At 72.5% G+C, this 19,635-nt stretch carries 18 protein-coding genes; 10 read left to right on the top strand and 8 right to left on the bottom strand.

Annotated features, from left to right (window positions below; genetic code table 11):
• Positions 1-366 precede the first annotated feature (366 nt).
• The gene (gene moeZ / locus NOCJ54_RS0121665; RefSeq protein ID WP_028657147.1) at positions 367-1,575 is read right to left on the bottom strand and encodes an adenylyltransferase/sulfurtransferase MoeZ; all 1,209 of its coding nucleotides are present in this window, start codon (positions 1,573-1,575) and stop codon (positions 367-369) included.
• Between the two features lie 215 nt (positions 1,576-1,790).
• Here moeZ and NOCJ54_RS0121670 point away from each other — a divergent pair, with 215 nt between their 5' ends.
• From NOCJ54_RS0121670 to NOCJ54_RS0121685, 4 genes are all read left to right on the top strand, one after another.
• Entirely contained in the window at positions 1,791-2,444 is a 654-nt protein-coding gene (locus NOCJ54_RS0121670; protein ID WP_028657148.1) for a TetR/AcrR family transcriptional regulator, read from the top strand.
• Positions 2,445-2,559: 115 nt separating this feature from the next.
• Entirely contained in the window at positions 2,560-2,790 is a 231-nt protein-coding gene (locus NOCJ54_RS0121675) for a DUF3107 domain-containing protein (RefSeq protein WP_028657149.1), read from the top strand.
• 79 nt (positions 2,791-2,869) lie between these two features.
• Complete coding sequence (locus NOCJ54_RS27575; RefSeq protein WP_186449943.1) at positions 2,870-3,703, top strand: PP2C family protein-serine/threonine phosphatase; 834 nt, start codon at positions 2,870-2,872, stop codon at positions 3,701-3,703.
• 92 nt (positions 3,704-3,795) lie between these two features.
• Entirely contained in the window at positions 3,796-4,167 is a 372-nt protein-coding gene (locus tag NOCJ54_RS0121685) for a hypothetical protein (RefSeq protein WP_145726176.1), read from the top strand.
• Between the two features lie 9 nt (positions 4,168-4,176).
• Here NOCJ54_RS0121685 and NOCJ54_RS0121690 read toward each other — a convergent pair whose 3' ends face one another.
• The 3 genes from NOCJ54_RS0121690 to lhgO are packed head-to-tail and all read right to left on the bottom strand — an operon-like array spanning position 4,177 to position 7,278.
• On the bottom strand, positions 4,177-5,127 hold the full coding sequence (locus NOCJ54_RS0121690; RefSeq protein WP_036519259.1) for a DNA polymerase domain-containing protein: 951 nt from the start codon (positions 5,125-5,127) through the stop codon (positions 4,177-4,179).
• A complete protein-coding gene (gene ligD, locus NOCJ54_RS0121695) occupies positions 5,127-6,071 on the bottom strand; it encodes a non-homologous end-joining DNA ligase (protein ID WP_157515003.1) in 945 nt (314 codons plus the stop codon). The genes NOCJ54_RS0121690 and ligD overlap by 1 nt, the downstream gene beginning before the upstream one ends.
• Positions 6,072-6,078: 7 nt before the next feature.
• A complete protein-coding gene (gene lhgO / locus NOCJ54_RS0121700; RefSeq protein WP_232221857.1) occupies positions 6,079-7,278 on the bottom strand; it encodes an L-2-hydroxyglutarate oxidase in 1,200 nt (399 codons plus the stop codon).
• A gap of 82 nt (positions 7,279-7,360) precedes the next feature.
• Between lhgO and ku the strand changes: the two genes are divergently transcribed.
• On the top strand, positions 7,361-8,308 hold the full coding sequence (gene ku, locus NOCJ54_RS0121705; protein ID WP_028657154.1) for a non-homologous end joining protein Ku: 948 nt from the start codon (positions 7,361-7,363) through the stop codon (positions 8,306-8,308).
• A gap of 21 nt (positions 8,309-8,329) precedes the next feature.
• On the opposite strand, the gene NOCJ54_RS30585 is transcribed toward ku, so the two are convergent.
• Both NOCJ54_RS30585 and NOCJ54_RS27580 read right to left on the bottom strand, forming a co-directional pair.
• On the bottom strand, positions 8,330-10,249 hold the full coding sequence (locus NOCJ54_RS30585; protein ID WP_028657155.1) for an FHA domain-containing protein: 1,920 nt from the start codon (positions 10,247-10,249) through the stop codon (positions 8,330-8,332).
• Positions 10,250-10,259: 10 nt separating this feature from the next.
• The gene (locus tag NOCJ54_RS27580; RefSeq protein WP_051486262.1) at positions 10,260-11,588 is read right to left on the bottom strand and encodes a protein kinase domain-containing protein; all 1,329 of its coding nucleotides are present in this window, start codon (positions 11,586-11,588) and stop codon (positions 10,260-10,262) included.
• A gap of 102 nt (positions 11,589-11,690) precedes the next feature.
• Here NOCJ54_RS27580 and NOCJ54_RS27585 point away from each other — a divergent pair, with 102 nt between their 5' ends.
• Entirely contained in the window at positions 11,691-12,392 is a 702-nt protein-coding gene (locus NOCJ54_RS27585; RefSeq protein WP_051486263.1) for a vWA domain-containing protein, read from the top strand.
• The gene (locus NOCJ54_RS0121725) at positions 12,389-13,267 is read left to right on the top strand and encodes a protein phosphatase 2C domain-containing protein (protein ID WP_028657156.1); all 879 of its coding nucleotides are present in this window, start codon (positions 12,389-12,391) and stop codon (positions 13,265-13,267) included. Before NOCJ54_RS27585 ends, NOCJ54_RS0121725 begins: the two co-directional genes overlap by 4 nt.
• 18 nt (positions 13,268-13,285) lie before the next feature.
• Here NOCJ54_RS0121725 and NOCJ54_RS0121730 read toward each other — a convergent pair whose 3' ends face one another.
• The gene (locus tag NOCJ54_RS0121730; RefSeq protein ID WP_028657157.1) at positions 13,286-14,842 is read right to left on the bottom strand and encodes a hypothetical protein; all 1,557 of its coding nucleotides are present in this window, start codon (positions 14,840-14,842) and stop codon (positions 13,286-13,288) included.
• Positions 14,842-15,654 carry a protein kinase domain-containing protein gene (locus tag NOCJ54_RS0121735; RefSeq protein WP_028657158.1) on the bottom strand — a complete coding sequence of 271 codons (813 nt, stop codon included), beginning with the start codon at positions 15,652-15,654 and terminating at the stop codon, positions 14,842-14,844. Before NOCJ54_RS0121735 ends, NOCJ54_RS0121730 begins: the two co-directional genes overlap by 1 nt.
• Positions 15,655-15,841: 187 nt before the next feature.
• Between NOCJ54_RS0121735 and NOCJ54_RS0121740 the strand changes: the two genes are divergently transcribed.
• From NOCJ54_RS0121740 to NOCJ54_RS30590, 3 genes are read left to right on the top strand one after another with little or no spacing between them, the layout of a single operon-like run.
• Positions 15,842-17,458: a hypothetical protein gene (locus tag NOCJ54_RS0121740; RefSeq protein ID WP_198020304.1), complete on the top strand. Its 1,617-nt coding sequence runs from the start codon at positions 15,842-15,844 to the stop codon at positions 17,456-17,458.
• Between the two features lie 43 nt (positions 17,459-17,501).
• The gene (locus tag NOCJ54_RS0121745; protein WP_028657160.1) at positions 17,502-17,936 is read left to right on the top strand and encodes a hypothetical protein; all 435 of its coding nucleotides are present in this window, start codon (positions 17,502-17,504) and stop codon (positions 17,934-17,936) included.
• Between the two features lie 3 nt (positions 17,937-17,939).
• The gene (locus NOCJ54_RS30590; RefSeq protein WP_028657161.1) at positions 17,940-19,322 is read left to right on the top strand and encodes an FHA domain-containing protein; all 1,383 of its coding nucleotides are present in this window, start codon (positions 17,940-17,942) and stop codon (positions 19,320-19,322) included.
• Positions 19,323-19,635: the final 313 nt, after the last annotated feature.

Raw genomic sequence — 19,635 nt, forward strand, 5'->3', positions numbered from 1 at the left:
ACGTACCTCCACGGCCACGGTCCCAAGAGCAGGCGAGCGATCTGACGACGGCTCCCACTCATGCGCTGAAACCGGACCCGACCTCGCTGGGCCGGTCCACTTCCCTCATCCGGGGCATCCGTGGCCAGACCAGCGATGGCAATCAGCCGAACGGGGCCACCGACCCGCAGGCCGACACCCCAGAGCCCGTCACGACGCCACTCACCGGACCAGCCGGGACACTCACCATCCCGGGACCCGCGACGGTGATCAACCGCCGGAGCTCCTTACATGAGCCAGCCCGGACGACGAAGGGCCCCGCGATCCCGAGGGATCGCGGGGCCCTTCCGCGTCTCAGCCGGCCGAGCAGGTCAGCCGGTCAGCCGGTCAGTACGACGGCTGGCTGGGGTCGATCTGGTTGACCCAGGCCACCACGCCGCCGCCGACGTGGACCGCGTCGTCGTAGCCGGCGCCCTTGACGACGGCCAGGCACTCGGCGGAGCGGACACCGCTCTTGCAGTGCAGGACGACCTGCTTGCCGGAGTCGACCGGCGGCAGCTGGGAGAGCGCGTTGCCGTTGAGGAACTCGCCCTTGGGGATGAGGACCGCGCCCGGGATGTGGTTGATCTCGGCCTCGGCGGGCTCGCGCACGTCGACGAGGACGAAGTCGCGGCTGCCCTCCTCCTTCTCCTTGAGCATCGCGGCCAGCTGGGTGACCGAGATGGTCGAGTCGGCAGCGGCGTCCGCGGCCTCCTCGGAGATCGCGCCGCAGAAGGTCTCGTAGTCAATCAGGTCGGTGACCGTCGGGTTCTCGCCGCACAGCGCGCAGTTGGGGTCCTTGCGGACCTTCAGCTTGCGCCACTCGAGCTCGAGTGCGTCGTAGATGACGAGCTTGCCGATGGCGGGCTCGCCGGCGCCGATGAGGACCTTGATCGCCTCGTTGACCTGGATGGAGCCGATCTGGGCGCACAGCACGCCCAGCACGCCGCCCTCGGCGCACGAGGGGACCATGCCCGGCGGCGGGGGCTCCGGGTAGAGGCAGCGGTAGCAGGGGGCGTCGGGGGCCATCGTCGGCGCGAAGACCGAGGCCTGGCCGTCGAAGCGGTAGATCGAGCCCCACACGTACGGGATGCCGAGGAAGTACGCCGCGTCGTTGACCATGTAGCGCGTGGCGAAGTTGTCGGTGCCGTCCACGATGAGGTCGTAGCCGGAGAACACCTCGCGCACGTTGTCGTTGTCGAGGCGCTCGTTGTGCACGATGACGTTGACGAGCGGGTTGATCTCGGCGATCGACTCCTGCGCGGAGACGGCCTTGGGCCGGCCCACGTCGGACTGGCCGTGGATGACCTGGCGCTGCAGGTTCGACTCGTCGACCTCGTCGAACTCGACGATGCCGATCGTGCCGACGCCGGCCGCGGCGAGGTAGAGGAGCGCCGGGCTGCCGAGGCCGCCGGCGCCGATGACCAGGACCTTGGCGTTCTTCAGCCGCTTCTGGCCGTCCATCGCGACGTCGGGGATGATCAGGTGCCGGCTGTAGCGGCGGACCTCGTCGATGGTCAGCTCGTCGGCCGGCTCCACCAGCGCGGGAAAGCTCACGGGACTGCTCCTCGGTTCACAGTTCGGGGTGGGGGGTTCGTCCCGGTCCCAACGCCAGGTCAGGCCGGGGTGTTCCCAGTCCCTCCATGGTCCCCCCTCCGGTCCGGTGCCCGGACACCGCGTCCCAGCGTCTGGACGAGGCGCACCGACCGCGGCGTGACCCGGGACACCTGTCGGGACCCGGGGCTACCAGCGAGTAGGCTCCTCGCGTGGCAATGGAGCAGTTCGACCTCGACGAGTCCCGGCCGCGCGGTGTCCGACTCCCCCGGCGGGAGCGACGAGCGCAGCTGCTGTCCGCTGCGCTCGAGGTCTTCGTGGCCCAGGGCTACCACGCCGCGGCGATGGACGACATCGCCGAGCGGGCCGGGGTCTCGAAGCCGGTGCTCTACCAGCACTTCCCGGGCAAGCTCGAGCTCTACCTGGCGATCCTCGACGCCGCCTGCGACGCGATCATCGCCAACTGCCGCAAGGCGCTCGAGGCGACGCACGACAACAAGCAGCGCGTGGCGGCCGCGATCGACGCGTTCTACGCGTACGTCGGCCACGAGACCGGGGCGTTCCGGCTGGTCTTCGAGTCCGACCTGACCAACGAGCCCGCCGTCCGCGGGCACGTGGACCGGGTGACCACCGAGTGCGCCGACATGATCGCCGCCGTGATCGCGGAGGACACCTCGCTCCCCGAGGCCGCCTCCCGCCTGCTCGCGGTGTCGCTGGTCGGCATGGCGCAGGTCAGCGCCCGGTTCTGGATGTCCGACACCGACAACGGCATCACCGGCCTCAGCCGCGACGAGGCGACCGCCCTGGTGTCCGCGCTCGCGTGGCGCGGCATCGGTGGCTACCCGAAGGCCGACGAGCCGCAGGCCGGCTGACCGGCCCGGCAGCCCCGCTGGGCGACCCGGGACCCCGGGTGACCAGCCCGGGCCTAGGCTGAACCCGTGAACGGCCCCGGAGGCGCGGCCGTACCCCCGGAACGAGGAGAGTGACATGACCGTCGAGGTCAAGATCGGTGTGCAGCAGACGGCCCGTGAGCTCGTCATCGAGACCGACGACACCAACGAGGGTGTCGCCGCGCAGGTCACCGAGGCGCTGTCGTCGCCGGACGGCGTGCTGACCCTCAAGGACACCAAGGGCAAGGTCACCGTGGTCCCGGTCGCCAAGCTCGCCTACGTCGAGATCGGCCGCAGCACCACGGGCCAGGTCGGCTTCCGTTCCTGACCCGGCCGACACCTCCTCCCGAGGAGGCGTGCCGCACCGGCCGCCGGAACCAACCGGCGGCCCGCAGACGTTGCACAGGGTGACCGACCCCGGGAGGTGGCCCGTGCTGCAGTTCCGCTTCGCCGCGCTCAGCGAGACCGGCCCCGTGCGTGAGCACAACGAGGACGCCGGGTTCGCCGGCCCGTATCTGCTCTGCGTCGCCGACGGCGTCGGCGGTGCCGCCGCGGGCGAGGTCGCCTCGGCGACGACGACCTACGTGCTCAGCGCCCGGGCGCTCGCGCACCCCGGCATGGAGCCGACCCGGCTGCTGCACCTCGCCGCGGACGAGTCGCACGAGCAGCTCGCCGCCGGCGTGGCCGCCGACCCGGCCCGCACCGGGATGGCCACCACGCTGACCGCGGTGCTCACCGACGGCGAGCACACCGCGCTCGCCCAGGTCGGCGACTCCCGCGCCTACCTGCTGCGCGAGGGCCGGCTGACCCAGATCTCGCACGACCAGACGATGGTCCAGGCCCTGGTGGACGCCGGGCGGCTCACGCCGGAGCAGGCCGCCACCTCGCCGTACCGCCACGTCGTGCTGCAGGCCATCGGCGCCGACCACGCCCCGGAGCCGGTGGTGCAGCCGCTCGACCTGCGCCCCGGCGACCGGCTCCTGCTGTGCAGCGACGGCCTGAGCGACGTCGTCTCCCCCGCCGCACTGCAGATGCTGGGCGGGCTCGAGTCGCGCAGCATGGCCGCCGAGCGACTGGTGCTCGCCGCGGTCGACAGCGGCACCCGCGACAACGTCACGGTCGTGGTCGCCGACGTCGTCGACGCCCCCGGTGTCGTCGGCACCGGCATCGTGCTGGGCGCCGGCGTCGACCTCGGCCACGTGGTCGACCCGACCGCGGTGCGCCCCCTCCGCTCCGCCTGAGCCCGTCTGAGCCCGTCCGGACCTGCCAGGAGCCGGCCCGAGCGGCGCGGAACGACCCGGCGCCCGTCGGCGGCGAGTCCTACACTGGTGGGGTGAGTGTGACGCGGATCTACGAGTACGCGCGCCTGTGGGTGCCGCTCTACGACGCCGCCTCGCTCGCCGTCACCCGGCCGGTCTACCTCATCGAGGCCGCCGACGGCTTCGAGGGGATCGCCGCGGAGAAGAACACCACGCTGATGGGCGTGTTCAACGACCTCGGCCGCCAGGGCTGGCGGATCGACGTGGCGGCGCAGCGGGTGCACCACCCCTCGCCGGAGTTCCAGATGCTCATCGACGCGACCCTCGACGAGGCCGACCACGCCACGTCCCCCGCCGAGCTCGCCAGCGCGGTCGGCACCGGCGGCGACCCGGCGGGCGCCGTCTCCGAGTTCGACGTCTACGGCATGCGCCGCCGGGCTGACTGACCCACCGGGTCAGGCGAACAGGTCGCCGAGCTCGTCGACGCGCTCCAGCGCCTGCGCCATCGAGAACTGGTCGAGCCCGAGCGGGTCCTCGGCGCCCTCGGCGACCTCGTCCCAGGTGATTGGGGTGGCGACCTGGGGACGCGGCGTGGCACGCAGGGAGTACGGCGCGACGGTGGTCTTGGAGCCGGCGTTCTGCGACCAGTCGAGGAACACCTTGCCCCGCCGGCGGGCCTTGGTCATCGTCGCGGTGACCAGGTCACCGCGTGCGGCCTGCAGCTCCTCGGCGATCTCCTTCGCCAGCTCGCTGGTCTCCTCCGACGGCAGCGGCTCGTCCAGCCGCGCGTAGAGGTGCAGGCCCTTGCTGCCGCTTGTCACCGGGATCGCGTCGAGGCCGCGCCCGGCCAGCGCGTCGCGGGCGAGCAGCGCCACGGTGCAGCACTCGTGCAGCCCCGCGCCCTCGCCGGGGTCGAGGTCGATGACGACCCGGTCGGCACCGACGGGCGTGCCGTCGTCGTCGACGGTCCACTGGTGCACGTGCAGCTCGAGGGCGGCCAGGTTGACCGCCCACACCAGGGTCGCGAGCTGGTCGATGATCGGGAACCGCAGGGTGTCCCCGTCCGCACGGGGGGCTCCGCCCCCCGTGGACCCCCCGGAACGACGCAGCCGGCTGCCGGTGGTCGGGACGTCGACGGTGCGCACCCACGCCGGGGTTCCGGCGGGCGCATTCTTCTCGAAGAAGCTCATGTCGCCGACGCCGTGGGGCCACCGGATCCGGGTGACCGGGCGGCCGGCGAGGTGCGGCAGCATCACCGGCGCGACCCGCGCGTAGTAGTCGAGGACCTCGCCCTTGGTGGTGCCGGTGGCGGGGAAGAGCACCTTCTCGAGGTTGGTCAGCCGCATCGTGCGGCCCTCGACGTCGACGTGCACCTCGGTCTGCGGGTGGTCGGCCTTCTTCGCCATCAGCTCGGCTCCTGGAAGAGGTCGTCGGGCGTGAGGTCGCTGCGCACGCCCTGGTACGACGGCTGGCGCAGCCGTGCGTAGCCGGCTCCGTGCGTGTCGATGTCGACGACCACGACCGGCTCCACCCAGTAGGTGCCCTTCGCGTCGACCCGCGGCACCTCGTCGGCGAACGGGTTGGTGCTGCTGGCCAGCGGCTCGAGGACCCCGGCGAGGGTACGCGCCTGCTTCGGGCCGATGCCGCTGCCGACCCGGCCGCGGTAGAGCAGCCCGTCGGCGGTCGGCTCCCCCACCAGCAGCGCCCCGAGCCGGTCGGTCGACCCGGTCTGCGGGCGCCAGCCGCCCACGACGAACGAACCGCGGTGGCGGTGCGCGAACTTCAGCCAGTGCTGGGTGCGCTGGCCGGGCCGGTAGGTCGAGTCGACGCGCTTGCTGACGATCCCCTCGAGCCCCTGCGCGCGGGTGGCCTCGAGCAGCATCGCGCCGTCGTCGTACTCCGGCGGGACCTGCCAGCCGGCACGGGAGAGGTCGAGGTCGCCCAACCGGCGGCGGCGCTCCTCCAGCGGCAGGCCGCAGAGGTCCTCGCCGTCGAGGCGGAGCAGGTCGAAGACCATGAAGGTGGCCGGGACCCGCTCCGCGAGGCGGGCGACGGTGGCGGCCTTGCGCACGTGCATCCGGTCGGCGAGCACCCGGAAGTCGGGCACGCCGCGCTCGTTGAGCGCGATGATCTCGCCGTCGACGACGGTGTCGTCGCCGACGTCGGGGGCGACCGCGAGCTCGGGCCAGGCGGCGGTGATCCGGTTGCCGTTGCGGCTGGTCATCGTGACCACGCCGTCGGCGACCCGGGTGAGGGCGCGGACGCCGTCCCACTTCACCTCGTGGCGCCACTCCTCCCCCGGCGGGACGTGCTTGCCCGGGGAGGCGAGCATCGGGAGCAGGTCGGGCACGGGCCCATCATGCCGTCAGCCGGGTGACCACGTGCTCTGCGATGGCCAGGCTCGACGTGGCGGCGGGCGACGGGGCGTTGCGCACGCACAGCACCCCGTCGAGGTCGTCGATGCGGAAGTCGTCGACGAGGGTGCCGTCACGGTCCACGGCCTGCGCGCGCACGCCGAAGCCGGCGCGCACGACGTCGTCGGGCCCAATGCCGGGCACGTAGCGCTGTGCCTGGCGCAGGTAGGCGCGCACGGAGAGCGAGCCCCGGACCTCGGTGACGCCGGTGCGCCAGTGCTGCCGGGCCATCCGCCAGAAGCCGGGCCAGGCCAGCGTGCTGGCCAGGTCGGCCGGCCGGACCGAGCGTCGGCGGTAGCCGTCGCGGTGCGGCGCCAGCACCGCGTTCGGCCCGACCTCGAGGCCACCACCGACGCGGCGCGTGAAGTGGACGCCGAGGAAGGGGTAGCGCGGGTCGGGCACCGGGTAGACCATCCCCCGCACGAGGTCCTGCTTCTCGCGGCGCACCGCGAGGTACTCGCCGCGGAAGGGGACGATCCGCGGGTCCGCCTCGCCGCCGGCCAGCCGGCCGAGCCGGTCGGACTGCAGCCCGCCGCACAGCACCAGCCGGTCGACGTCGTACGACGAGCGCGGGGTGCTGACCCGCACCCGACCCGCGACCCGGGAGATCGCGGTGGCCGGTGTGGAGCAGTGCACCTCCCCTCCGGCGGCCTCGATGTCGGCAGCCAGTCGGCGGGCGACGGCGACGTAGTCGGTGATCGCGGTGTGCGGCGAGTGCAGCGCGGCGAGGCCGACCGCGTGCGGCTCGACCTCGCGCAGGGCGGCCGCGTCGAGGCGGCGCAGGCCGGGCACGCCGTTCTCGGTCGCGGTGCGCTCGAGGGCGTCGAAGCGGTCGGCCTCGGCGGGGTCGACGGCGACCACGACCTTGCCGCACTCGTCGTACGGGAGGCCGTGCTCGGCGCAGTAGTCGCGCAGCAGCAGCCGGCCGCGGGTGCACAGCGTCGCCTTGAGGCTGCCGGGGCGGTAGTAGATCCCGGCGTGCACCACCCCGGAGTTGTGGCCGGTCTGGTGGGCGCCGACCTCGACCTCCTTCTCCAGGACGACCACCCGGGTGCCGGGCCGGCGGAGGGTGATCTCGCGGCCGACCGCGAGCCCGACGATGCCGCCGCCGACGATGCCGATGGTGTCGAGGGAGTGCGCCACGCGCCCCATCGTCCCAGTCGCGAGCCGCACCGGCGTGTCCGGACGCCCCCGCGGTGTCCCCGCGGCGGCGTAGTCTGACCGCATGCGTGCGATCTGGAAGGGGGCCGTCTCGTTCGGCCTCGTCAGCGTGCCGGTCAAGCTCTACAGCGCGACCGAGAGCCACGACGTGTCGTTCCGGCAGGTGCACGCGAAGGACGGCGGCCGGATCAAGTACCAGCGCGTGTGCTCGATCGACGGCGAGGAGGTGCCCTACTCCGACATCGCCAAGGGCTACGAGACCGAGGACGGCGAGATGGTCGTCCTCACCGACGAGGACATGGCCAACCTCCCCACGACCTCCTCCCGCGAGATCGCGGTCGAGAAGTTCGTGCCCGCCGACCAGATCGACCCGATGCTCTTCGAGAAGAGCTACTACCTCGAGCCGGAGAGCTCCGGCGCCAAGCCGTACGCCCTGCTGCGCCAGGCGCTGCGCGAGTCGAAGCGGATGGCCGTCGTCACCGTCGCCCTGCGCCAGCGCACCACCACCGCCGTGCTCCGCGTGCGCGAGACCGAGGCCGGCGACGTGATCGTGCTGCAGACGATGATGTGGCCCGACGAGATCCGCCAGCCGGACTTCAGCGTCGAGGTCGGCGAGGTCAAGGACGCCGAGGTGAAGATGGCGCAGATGCTCATCGAGACGCTCTCCGGCGACTTCGACGCCTCCGAGTTCGAGGACGACTACGCCGAGGCCGTCACCGCCGTGGTCCGCGCCAAGATCGAGGGCGGCGAGGTCCAGCGCACCGAGACGTCGACGAAGACCGGCGGCGAGGTGGTCGACCTGCTCGCCGCGCTGCAGCGCTCCGTCGAGGCGGCGAAGACCAGCCGCGGCGAGGAGCCGGAGGAGAAGCCGGCGAAGAAGACCACCGCCAAGAAGGCCGCAGCGAAGAAGGCGCCCGCGAAGAAGTCCGCCGCGGCGAAGAAGACTGCGGCGAAGAAGACCACCGCCAAGAAGGCCGCAGCGAAGAAGACGGCGGCCCGGAAGGCCAGCTGACCCGCCACGCCCGGTCGGGGGTCAGGAGGTCGCGTCCTCCGCGCGGTCGATGAGGTCCTTGACCACGTCGATCGAGCGGATCCGGCCGCTCAGCACGGGCGTGTTGAGGTCGGACAGCAGCGCGGTCGGGATGCCGATCAGCTCCGCGTCGTTGTTGATCGCCATGCCGCCGGAGTTGCCGGGGGCGATCCGGGCGTCGGTGTCGAGCTCGGAGCGCGGGCCCAGCTCGGGGTCGTTGATGATCGTCGAGACCACGCCGGTGGTGACGGTGATCGAGTCCTCGGACCGGGCGACCGCCGGGAAACCGAGCACGGTCACGTCGTCGCCGGCGCGCAGCTCGGCCGAGGTGCCGACCGGGACGGTGGGCAGGTCGACCTCGTCGTCGAGGTCGCTGCCGTCGGCGTTGGCGTAGACCTGGATGACGGCGACGTCGAGGAGGCCGTCGGCCTCGACCACCCGGGCCCGGTAGGTCGGCTCGGAGTTCATGTCGGTCATGCCGTCGGTGAGGTGGATGAGGAGGTACTCCGGGTCCTCGATGGTGGGTCCGGAGTACTGCTCGCTCAGCCCGGGCGACGCCGGGGCGGCGACGTGGGCGTTGGTGAGGATCAGACCGTCCTCGCGGATGATCGAGCCGGACCCGCCGTAGCTGACCGGCCGCCCGATCTCGTCGGTGGTCTCCGCGGTGATCTTCACGGTCGCGGCCTTGGCAGCGTCGAGCTCGGCGTCGGTGAGCGTGTCCATCGACGACGTGCCGCCGGTCGGGTCGGGTCGCTCGCCGGTGGTCGGCGCGCCGTCGTCGTCGCGGCCGATGAGCAGGGCTGCGCCGAGGACACCCACGACGAGGAGCAGGCCCGCAGCGACCGCACCGACGATCGCGAGGCGGCGGCGCAGGCGGCGCCGCGCGATCCGGCGCTCCTCCTCCGCGGCGGACAGGATCGGCACGAGGGTCAGCTCGGTGCCGGCGACCGGGTGACCCAGGCGTACGGCGACCCGCTCGTCGAAGTGGCGGACGTCGACCCGGCGACCGTCGAGCCAGCTGCCCTCGTTGGAGAGGTTCGTGTAGACCCACCCGCCCGGCTTGGCGTCGATCCGCCCGTGCACCCGGGAGCAGGCCGGGTCGGCGACCACGACGGTGCAGTCCCCGCGCCGGCCGACGGTGACCTGCGCCGGGTGGCGGAAGCGGTGCTCGCGCCCTTCGACGACGAGGAGCAGGTCGGGACCGGTGCGCTGCGGCGGCGGGGCGCCGTAGCCCGGCGGCCCCTGCCGCGGGGTCGCGGCCAGGACCTGGGTCGCGTCGTTGCCCTCGATCGCCGGCGGCAGCCCGGGCGCGCCCCCGGGACGGTCGCCCGGGAACCCGCCCGGACGCTGGCCCGCCGGCGGACCCGACGGTGGGCCGACGGGCGGTCCGGACGGCGGCGGAGCGGGGAACGACGGCGCGGGGAACGGGGCGGACGGGGGTGCCGACGGCGGCGGACCGACCGGGCCGGCGGCGCCCGGGGCACCACCGGGGGCGAAGCGCGAGGGCGCCCCCGCGGGCGGCGGGAACGCGGCGGACGGCATGCTCGTCGGCTCGTCGAGCTGGTCGGGCATCGGGGGCGGCGGGGCCGGCGCGGCAGGCGTGGCCGACGCGTCGTCGTACTGCTCGGCGGGGACGACGACCAGCTCCGCGCCCGGGGCGGCCGGCCCGCAGCGGACCGCGGTCCGGCGGTCGATGCGGTGCTCGGCGACCTGCTGGCCCTCGACGAAGGTGCCGAACTGGCTGCCGGCGTCGACGAGGACCCACCCGCCGTCGCCCTGGCGGATCTCGGCGTGCTGGCGCGACACCGAGCCCGCCGTCAGCACGACGTCGGCCTCGATCGCCCGGCCGATGCGGTAGGACGACTTCCCGTCGAGGCGCAGGACGCGTCCGTCGACCTCGACCACGAGCGCGCCACTGGACATGGCCGACACCCTAGGCGCCCGGCACCGGCGCGGCCGCGACCGGGCGGCGCACCTGGACGGTGGTGTTGCGGACCTGGATGCGCGCACCCTCGACGAGCTCGATCGTGCGGTCCGGCTCGAGCAGGAAGTTCTGCCCGCCGGGGTAGGCGACCGGCCAGGAGAAGTCCGACGCGTTGTGCAGGCCCCAGCGCTCACGCGCCTCGGGGTGCTGGCGCACGCGGGCGACGACGGTGGGCTGGTCGATGCCGGAGGTGAGGTGGTCCGAGCGCAGCGTGGTCTGCGGACCGACCGCGACGGTGCGCCGCCCCACCTGGAGGAGGTACGGCGGCTGGAACTGCGTCCGGTCCTGCCAGCAGGTCACGGTGTCGGTGTCCGGGGCCCAGAAGTTCGTGGTGCCGCACGTCGGACAGGCGAGCATGCCGTCGCGGAGCCGGTCCATCGCCTTGATCCACTGCCCCTCGGTCACCCGTGCGCCGGGCTGGTCGATGCCGTCCACGAAGGCCTGCACGAACAGGTCACGCAGGAACTTCGGGTAGATGTTCCAGTACTGCTGGACGATCTGCGCGGGCCGGTTCTCGGTGCGCTCGGGGTGCATGCAGAACAGCGGGTCGGTGCCGAAGTGGGTCATCAGCCAGTGCGCGTCGCGCATCCCGGCGTCGGTGCGGGCGCCCTCGAGCGGGTGGCCGAGGAAGAGCGCGTAGAAGAGCAGCACCGCGAGCGAGTGCCGGTCGGTGTCGGTGTTCGGCAGCGTCCGGTAGGTCGTGTCGCGCACGACCTCGGGCGCCATGAAGTAGGGCGTGCCGAGCACCCGGCCGGTGCCGTTGTCGATGCCGACGTTGTCGTTGTCGCAGATCAGCACGTCGCCGTTGGTGGGGTCGAAGAAGACGTTGCCGAACGAGATGTCGCGGTAGCACAGCCCGCGGGCGTGCAGCCGTAGGAAGCTGTAGCTGAGCTGGCGGCAGAGCTCGATGATCGACGAGAAGGACACGTCGAGCGGGTTGCCGTCGCGGTCGGCGTTGAGGAGCAGGTAGCTGAGCTCGAGGAAGCGCTGGTGGCGCAGGTGCATGACGTAGCCGAAGCTCGGCTCGGTGGCCACGCGGGCCATGCTCAGCGGCCACAGGAACCGCTGGTGCGGCGAGCCGATCTCGACGAGCTGCTGCATCTCGTCGTACTGCTGCGCGGTCGCGCTCTCCGGCTTGTACCACTTCAGGGCGAGCGGCTCCCCGGAGTCGCGGCGCACCTCGAACACGTAGCCCTGTCCGCCCTGGCCGAGCAGCGACGTCACCCGGGCTCGCCCCAACGGGCCGAGGTCGACCTCGACGCCCTCTGCCAGCACCATCGGCGTGCCCGACCTCCGTGATCGCGTTCGTTGACCCGTGACAGGCTATAACCTCGACAGATCGGGGATAGTTGAAACCCGGGACCCTGTAAGGAGGCCGCGATGAGCGACCGGCTCGGTGGCGCACTGGCGCGCAAGCCACTGCACTTCATCTTCGTGCTCGACGTGTCGGGCTCGATGCTGCGCGGCGGCCGCATCCAGGCGCTCAACAACGCCATCACCGAGGTGCTCCCCCACCTCAAGGACGAGGCGCGGGCCAACCCGCACGCCGAGCTGCTCATCCGCGTGTTGGCGTTCGCCAACGAGCCGCAGTGGGTGATCGAGGAGCCGACGCCGGTCGACCAGATCCACTGGAAGCGCCTCGAGGCGGTCCCCCGCGGGTTCACTGAGCTCGGCAGCGCGCTGCAGACCCTCGCCGGCGCGCTCGACCACCTCGACGAGTCCAGCAGCGCGTTCCCGCCCGCGATCATCCTGGTCTCCGACGGCCGGCCCACCCAGAGCAGCGGGGTCTCGTTCGCCGAGGGCCTGCAGACGCTGCTCAACAACCGGTGGGGCGCGACGGCCGTGCGGCTCGCGCTGGGAGTGGGCCGCGACGCCGACATGCACTCCCTGCGCCGGTTCATCGGTGACGAGGACGTGCCGTTGCTGCGTGCGGACAACCCCGAGCAGCTCGTCGAGTACATCATCTGGGCGTCCAAGGCGGCCAGCAAGGTCGCCTCCCGTCCCGTCGTCGGCCCCGGCACCGGCGTCAACGCGGCGCCCCCGAGCCCGATCGGTGACCCGATCTGGAGCACGCTCGCATGACCGTTCGCTGGACGACGCTGTCCGGCTCATCGATCGGGTCGGTGCACGTCCGCGACCAGCTGCCGCTGCAGGACGCCGTCCTCACCTGGACCGACCCGAACGCCGGTCACGCCGTGGTCGCGGTCGCCGACGGCCACGGGCACAAGCTCCATTTCCGCAGCGACACCGGGGCGGCGCTCGCGGTCGTCAGCGCCGTGGAGGAGCTGCGCCGCATCCTTCCCGAAGTGGTGGCCGCCGACGACCCCTCCGTCGCCGAGGAACTGCTCCGCACCGCTGCTGACGGCCTGGTCAGCACGTGGGGCGCCAAGGTCCGCCACCACGTCGAGGCCCACCCGTACGCCGAGGCGGAGCTCGCGCTCGGCGCCGGCGAGGACGTGCTCCGGGCCTACGGCTCCACCGTCCTCGCGTGTGCGGCGGTGGGCGACCTGGTGCTCTTCCTGCAGATCGGTGACGGCGACTCGGTGCTGGTCTCGGCGCACGGCGAGGCCGACCGCCCGCTGCCCGAGGACCCCTCGCTGGACGGGCTGCACACCAGCTCGCTGTGCCAGCCGCGGCCGCTGGAGGCACTGCGCACGGCCGTCGTGGACGCCCGCGTCGACGACGTCGCACTGGTCTTCCTGTGCACCGACGGCTTCGGCCGACCGCGCGTCGACAGCGCCGGCTGGTGGCGCGAGACCGGGCAGCAGCTGCTGGAGTTCAGCCGGAGCCGTGGGCTGCACTGGGTCCGCGAGCAGCTCCCGGAGTGGCTGGCCGAGCCGGCGCAGGTCGGCGGCGACGACACCACCATGGCGCTGCTGGTGCGCTCCGACGTGGCCGGGATCGATCGCCCGGACCTGGCCGACACCGTCCCGGTGCCGGAGACCGCCGGCGACTGACCGGCCGCCCCTCCCGGGTCAGGCACCCTCGCCGGGCCACCACTCCTCGAGCTTCTGCAGGTCGCCGTCGAAGCTCCAGGCGATGCCGTAGCAGTTGCAGTCGGCCTTGTTCCAGTCCCAGTAGAGCGCGGCCGTGCCGTCCTGCAGGTAGGCGTAGTAGGCGCCCTCGCCCTTGCCCTCGCCGAAGCGCCACGTGCCGCCGCCGCCCTGGGTGCCGGCCTCCTTGTACTTGCCCTTGTAGTACTGGCGGTCCTCGACCAGGCCCTTTCGGGTGCTGTAGCGGCCGACGTTGACGACGATGCCGTCGACGTCCGCCTCGCACGCGCTCTCCTCGGTCTCGCCGGCGAAGAAGGTGCGCTGCCGCTCGCAACCGGCGACGTCCATGTTGATCTTGATGAACTCGCGCAGCACCGGGTGGGCCGGCGCGGTGGGGACGGCGACCCGCGGAGTGGTCGCCTTGTAGAGCTGGCCCAGCGTGTCGATGTCCGCGCTGCCGGTGGCGGTCAGGGTCGCCGACTGCAGGGCGGTCGTGCTGTCCCAGTAGACGATGGCCGGGTCGCTGGTGCCGCCGCGCTCGGGGTCGAACTCGTAGAAGGCGGTCGAGCCGTTGTCGGCGACCAGCGTCCCGGCGCGGTAGTCCAGCCGCGCCTCCCGCGCCGCCTCAGCCGCTGCCTGGTCGGTGTAGGTCACCAGCCGGAGCTTCCCGGCGTTGACCGTGCACTCGACGACCTCGTCCTGGTCCTTGCCGGGGTCGGCCGCCTCGCAGTCGGAGGCGTCGGCGGTGATCGAGCCGGCCAGCGCGTCGTAGCGCTCGTCGATCGCGGCGGGGTCGACGTCGACCACCGGGGTGTCCGGCGGACCGGGCGGGTCCTCCTTGCCGCCACCGCTGGTGGCGACCACGACGCCGGCGATGATGCCACCGACCACGACGACGCCCGCGACCGCTGCCGCGGCCCACACCACCGGCCCCTTGCCCTTCTTGCCGGGTGGGGTCGGGGCGAAGCCGGGCCCGGGCTGCCAGCCCCCCGAGGCTTGCGACGGGTACGGGACCGGGGACGCGATCGGCACCGGCTGCTGCTGCGGCCACACCGTCGGCGCGGGCGACTGCACCGGCGGGTACGGCGCCTGGCCCGGTGACTGGACCGGCGACTGGACCGGCGACTGGACCGGCGGGGTCGGGCCCGCCGGCGGGGCGGCGGTCGGCGGCGGCAGGTGGCCGGACGGTCGGGCCGAGCGGTAGCGCAGCACGAGGGCCTCGGGGACCTTGCCCACGGCGTACCCGAGCACGGCGGAGGCCCAGCTGGCGGCGCCCTGGTCGGCGCCGCCGCGCTCGCGGGCCAGCCGGGCACCGGCCTCCTCGACCGCGCGGGAGACGTCGGCGCCGCTGTCGATCATGGCGACCAGCGGGGAGAGCACGTCGAAGCGGACGGCGTCGACGAGCAGGTTGATGTCGCCGGTCGTGGCCTGCCGCTCCTCGAGCACGTCGTCGAGCACGCCCCGGAAGCCGGTCGCGTCCGAGAGCATGGAGTCGCCGTGCTCGACGACGACGGAGCGGATCGCGTCGTGGAGCTCCATCAGACCGCCGAGCCCAGCTCGGCGACGAGGCCCGAGATCCGCTCGGCGACCTCGGCCGCGGTGCGCGGCCGGTCCTTCACGTCCGCGGCCAGGGCCGCGTCGACCAGCTCGCGCGCCGAGGCCGGGAGCTCGTCGGACAGGGTCGGCTGCGAGGCGAGGATCGAGCGCACGAGCAGCAGCGGCTCGGTGCCCTTGAGCTCGCCGTAGACGCCCTTGCCGGTGATCGCGAAGTGCAGCGAGGCGCCGAGCGACCAGATGTCGCTGGCGCGCGAGGCCTGCGCGCCGAGCATGATCGCCGGGTCGGTGAACTCCAGGCCGATCTGGCCCAGGCCGGTGGTGACCATGCCCGGGGACAGCAGCTGGGACAGGCCGAGGTCGGCGAGCCGGCCCCCGTCCTCGGCCAGCAGGATGTTGGCGGGCTTGATGTCGCGGTGCGCGATGCCGCGCTCGTGCAGGGCGTGCGCGGCCAGCGCGGCGTCACGCACGGCGGCTACCCGGGCCGCGGTGCCGAACTGCCCGTGCGGGCTCTCCAGCGAACCGAGCGGGAGGTACTCCATCGCGTAGTAGAACGCGCCACCGTGGCGGCCGGCGTCGTAGACGGCGACGAGGCGGTCGGAGTCGGCGACGCTGAAGTGCTTGAGCTCGCGGGTCGCGCGGCGGAAGGCGTCGTCCGACGTCGGACCGGCGATGACCTTGACGACGACCTGCTCCGCGGGGATCCCCAGCCGGGCAGGCGCCTTCGCGAGGTAGTTGGTGCCGTAGTTCGACTCGCCCAGGGGGCGGACGAATTCGTAGTCAGCGATTCCCTGCACGAGGTCCTCCGTGGTGTCTGTCGGGCCGGGGAGCCAACGCCCAGCCAAGGTCCCAGCATGGCACGGTGCCACCCACTTGCGACCCGGAAACCCTCCACTCTTCCCGCAGGAAGTGCAAGGATTCATCAGACGCGGAGCCGGGTAGCCGGTTAGCGTTCCGGACGCCATCAGCGACCTAGGAGGCGCGTTGATCGATCCTTCGGCGGCATCCGTCGTCCCCACCACCGATCCGTCCACCTACCTGCCGGCGCAGCCCATCACGGGCGACCTGACCGACCAGATGCTGGAGACGGACTTCTGGACCGATGACCTCGTCGCGTCGGCCGGCATCCCGATCGTCGACGTCCCCTTCGTGACGGTCGGCGGCGGCATCGGCAGCTTCGTGACCGTGGACTACCTGCGCATCGCCGGCGTGCCGACGTCGCAGATGCGCGTCCTCAGCACCCTCGACTTCCCCTGGCAGACCTACGAGTACCTCACCCGGGTCTCCCAGGTGCCCCGCCCCGAGCGGATCCGGTCCGACTCGGCGTCGCGCCCGGACAACATCTGGGGCTTCCCGTCGTATGGCTTCGCCGAGGGGGTGAAGAAGTTCAACCCCAAGGTGCTCTGGCAGCTGTTCAGCGAGCCGATCTTCGCCGACTACTACACGCCCAAGGCCGGCAACGTGTTCGAGCAGCTCGAGCGCGAGTCGAAGCGGATCAACTACGACGAGATGCTCGTCAAGGGCCTGGTGCGCATCGTGCGGCGCCGGTACGGCGGCGGCTACTTCACGATCCTCACCCCGCCCGCCGGGGCGTCGGCGACCAAGCGCGTCGCGTTCCGCTCGCAATACGTGCACCTCGCGGTCGGCTACCCTGGCCTGAAGTTCCTCCCCGAGCTCCAGCGCTACCGCACCGAGAACAACGACTACCAGCACATCGTCAACGCCTACGAGGCGCACGAGCACGTCTACGAGCGGCTCGTGCAGAAGCCGAGCACGGTGCTGGTGCGCGGCGGCGGCATCGTCGCCTCCCGCATCCTGCAGCGGCTGATGGACGACCGCGAGAAGTTCGGCGCGCAGACCAACATCGTGCACCTGTTCCGCACCTACATCACCGGCACCAACGACGGCTACGGCAACGAGTCCGACCCGCGCCCCGGCGGTGGGCGGACCCGCGTGACGATGCGCCGCCGCGGCGGCAACGGCTGGGCCTACCAGGGCTTCAACTACCCGAAGTCGGTGTGGGGCGGGCAGCTCAAGGCGCAGGTGCGCAACCTCGAGGGCGAGGAGCGCGCCGAGCTCTACAAGCGCATGGGCGGCACCAACACCCCGTGGCGCAAGCTCTGGCAGAAGCAGATGAACCAGGGCCGGCGCGAGGGTTGGTACAACTGCGTCGTCGGCACCGTCGACGCGATGGAGCCGTCCGGCGACCGGATCGTCAACCACGTCCGCACCGCCCACGGGGTCGTGCCGATCGAGGTCGACTTCGTCATCGACTGCACCGGCCTCGAGGCCGACATCGCCGAGCACCGGCTGCTCAAGGACCTGCTCGAGCACGGCGGCGCGAGCCGCAACCCGGTCGGCCGGCTCAACGTCGACCGGTCGTTCGAGCTGATCGGCACCGGGTCGGGCAACGGGGCGATGTACGCCTCCGGCGCGACCACGCTGGGCGGTTACTTCCCGGGCGTCGACACCTTCCTCGGGCTGCAGGTCGCCGCGCAGGAGATCTACCTCGACCTCAACAAGCGCGGCTTCTGCAAGAAGATCGGGCCGGTCCGCTCGACCGTGCAGTGGTGGAAGTGGCTGGCCGGGAGCACGCCGTGACCGCCCGCACCCCCCTGTCCGCCTCGACCCCCGGAGCGCGCTGATGCTGCCCACCCTGAACGGACGGATCCAGACCCGGATCTTCATGCTCGTCGTGTTCGGCGGGCTGATCACGCTGGTGCTGACGCCGATGCTGCCCGGCGACCCGGACTACCGGACGACGTACCTCATCCTCGCGGCCGTCCTGGTGCTCGGCATCGTGTGGGAGCTCGTCTACCACGTCATCCAGCAGTTCCGGTGGGAGAAGGACTGGCCCACCATGTTCGGCCTGATCACCGCGCTCAACGAGGGGGCGCTCGTGTGGCTGCTCCTCGACCTCGAGCTGGTGCCGGGCATCGACTACCCCAGCGACGGCGTCCCCTTCTGGGCCTTCTTCATCGACTTCACGGTGATCTGGCTCGTCGTGTGGATCTGGACCAACGGACCGATGCGGGTGCCGTTCATCCGCTGGCGCTTCTTCGGTGGAAGGATCGTGTGACCCATGGCTGCCACTACTGCTGACGACTGGTCCCGGGCGAGCATCGTCCCCGGCTCCGGCGAGGGCACGCTCGCCCGCGTCGGCCCGGTCGTGCTGCTCGTCGGCTCGACCGACCCGGACGTCGTCCGCCCCTACCTCGAGCACGCCGAGATCGTCGCGGCCAACGGCGGCCAGGGTCGCCAGCTGGTCCGCGGCTACGCACTCATGCTGTCGACCGCGGTCGACCAGTCCCCCGGCTTCGCCGCCCTCGCGCCGCACTCCACCGGCCTGGCGGTCTTCGTCGACGGAGACGTCACGGTCACCGTCGACGGCGAGTCGTTCAGCGGCGCCGACTCCCTGGCGTGGGTCGAGCGGTTGATCCCGTGGCCGGTCGAGTCGGTCGCCGTCACCCTGCCCGGTGCCACGGCCCCGGCCGCCGACTCGCCGTACCGCCTCGACGGGGGTGTCGTGCCCGCCGCCTCGTTCACCCTCGGCTCCGGCGCCGCCGGAGCCGTGATGGTCGCCGCCCAGCCGGCCGCCGCCGTTGGCGAGGACCAGGCGTCCGTGGTCACCGGCGAGCATCCTGCTGCCGCCGCTCACGAGCAGGACCAGGACCACGGGCACGACCACGGGCACGACCACGGGCACGGGCACACCGCGCACCGCCCGCCGGCACCGCCCGCGCCCCCGGGCCCCGAGCCGGTCGTCGCCTCGGCCCCGCAGCCGGTCGCCGAGCCCACCCCTGCGCCCGCTCCCGAGCCGCCTGCGCCGGTCGCCCCGGTGGCGGGCCGCCCGCTGCCGCCGCAGCCAGCCGACGAGCAGGTGAACTTCCAGTCGGTCCTGCTCAGCGAGGTCGACGACGACATGGACGACTTCGAGCCGCTCCCGATCGTCGAGGACGAGTCGGACGTCGTCGAGCAGGCGCCCCAGGAGCAGGTCCGCGGCGTCTACTGCAAGAACCGCCACTTCAACGACCCGCGCGTGCTCTTCTGCTCCGTCTGCGGCATCAACATGGTCCAGCAGACCCCGGTGCTCGTGAACGGTCCCCGCCCGCCGCTCGGCGTGATCGTGCTCGACGACGGCTCGGTGTTCCAACTGGACACGCCGTACCTCCTCGGCCGCGACCCCGGCGTCGACGAGCGGGTCGCCGCCGGCGAGTTCCGCCCGCTGCCGATCATCGACCAGTCCAACCAGGTCTCCCGGGTCCACGCCCGCCTCGAGATGCGCGGCTGGGACGTCGTGCTGATCGACAACAACTCGACCAACGGCACCTACGTCCACGTCCCGAAGACCCCCGACTGGGTGCGGATGCCCCCCGGCACCGAGCAGGTGCTCACCCAGGGCACCCGCGTCCGCATCGGCCACCGCACGCTCGCGTTCAACACGCACGCGGGGGCGAGCTCGTAGCTGCTGGTGGCGCTCCTCAGAGGGCTTCGGTTGCGTAGCCGGCAGAGTTCTGAGAGGCAGCGACGAGGGAGTACGGCGGGCGGCTGGGTTGGCCTGTCGGCTTGCGGTGGCGTGGGCGGGGCGCGGGTCGGTCCCGGCGGGCTGCGGTTGCGTAGTCGGCACAGTTCCGAAAGGCAGCGACGAGGGAGTACGGCGGGTGGCTGGCTCCGGCGGTCGGCCTGCGGTCGCGTCGGCACCGCCGGCTCCCGGTGGTTGAGGTGCGAGGCGCCCCAGCGCCGAGCCTCGAAACCACCGGGCCTTGAAGCCGGACCGT

It is taken from the genome of Nocardioides sp. J54 (genome assembly GCF_000519005.1).
GTDB lineage: Bacteria > Actinomycetota > Actinomycetes > Propionibacteriales > Nocardioidaceae > Nocardioides.